Annotated in this window: 2 protein-coding genes; both read right to left on the minus strand. The window is 59.3% G+C overall.

What is annotated here, in order from left to right:
• Positions 1 to 12 precede the first annotated feature (12 nt).
• On the minus strand, positions 13 to 558 hold the full coding sequence (locus AC1DT3_RS20985; RefSeq protein WP_477467128.1) for a TRAP transporter small permease: 546 nt from the start codon (positions 556 to 558) through the stop codon (positions 13 to 15).
• Entirely contained in the window at positions 518 to 1,342 is an 825-nt protein-coding gene (locus tag AC1DT3_RS20990) for a FadR/GntR family transcriptional regulator (RefSeq protein ID WP_477467129.1), read from the minus strand. The genes AC1DT3_RS20985 and AC1DT3_RS20990 overlap by 41 nt, the downstream gene beginning before the upstream one ends.
• Between the last annotated feature and the right edge of the window lie 92 nt (positions 1,343 to 1,434).

A 1,434-nucleotide genomic window follows, 5' to 3' on the forward strand; every position in this document is an offset into this window, starting at 1 on the left:
ATATGGCGACGGTCATTCGAGATGACCTTTCAAATCACGCGAGATATCGCCGCTATAGTCCCCGCCGAATTCGGCAAGCTCCTGTTCTGTGATGCGCCCGGTCAACGTGCGATAGATCCTCGACAGCGTAATGAACCCGATGCCCAAGCCTGCGAAGTAGAGAACTCCGTACACATAGGCCATGCTGATCCCTGTCACGGGAGCGATGGCGCTGGCGTTGATGGCTTGCTGACTCCAGGTTCCATCGAGAAGCATGGCGCAGCAAATGACCACGATGATGTCGCTGACCAGCATGCAGGCCATTCGCTTCTTGCGCCCCAGGGCGCCGACCAACGTGTCGACCCCGAGATGACCATTCTCACGCGCGACGACCACTGCCGAGATGAAAGTCAACCAGACAAAGAAATAGCGGGAAAGCTCTTCGGAAACGTCGATTCCCGAATTGAACAGATAGCGGAGGACCACGTTGCCGAAGACCATGACCACCATGGCGGCAAGGAGTGCAACGAGAAGTAACTCAAGCGCTCGAAATACGAACCTTTCGGCTAATGCTATCATCGGACGTTCCTCGTTTGGTTTCGTCTTTTGACGTTCTTTTTTTTGGTCGGTCGAATTCGTCGATCGGCGGCAGGGTCGCGGCGGTCACGTATGGACGCGCCTTTTCGGCTATGTCATCGCGTGCGGTCTGCAGGAGGGCGAGCACCGCGTTCCGCGCGCTGTCCGGATCTCGCGCCAGAATGGCGTCCGTCACGCGGCCGTGCACAGCGACGGATGCGCGTGCGCGCTGATGGTCATGCATCGACAAGCGGAACGATGCCTTCAGGACGGCATGAAGGACGGGTTTCATCTGGGCCAGAAGGAGGTTCCCGGACGCGTCGAGGATGGCTTCATGAAAGCGAAAGTCAGCAACCTCGTGATCGACCTTCGTACCTGCCGCCTCCATTGCGCGTAGCGCGGAAGCGATCGCAGCCAGTTCGGCGTCGCTGCCGCGCAGGGCCGCAAACTCAGCGGCCGGCGGCTCGATGATCTCACGCAGCTCGAGAAGGTCACGCTCGAAGCCGGCRGGCATCTCCGCGTCGCTCAGCCACTCGACGACCTGTGGATCGAGGAGGCGCCAGTTCTCGATCGGTTGCACGCGCGTACCGAGGCGTGGCTTGGTGACGACGAGCCCGAGCGCTTGCAGCGTCTTCGTCGCTTCCCGGATGACCGTTCGACTGACGCCTAACCGTGTCGTCAATTCGTCCTCGCGGGGCAGGGATCCTTCGCGGCCGAACTGGCCGCCTACGATGAGGCGTCCCAGTTGATCAACGACGCTTCGGTGAAAGCCACGATCGCGCTGCATCTTTTGATGCTATCATACTATGAATGAGAGACAAGATTGGCTGATTTCTGGGTCGGCTACCCCTAAAGGCTTAGCCGTAAAAGGTCATCGCC

The organism is Microvirga sp. P4_G7, assembly GCF_056401005.1.

Excerpts from the sequence above, each read along its gene's own strand:
- AC1DT3_RS20985 (WP_477467128.1), bottom strand. The coding sequence starts at position 558 with ATGATAGCATTAGCCGAAAGGTTCGTATTTCGAGCGCTTGAGTTACTT.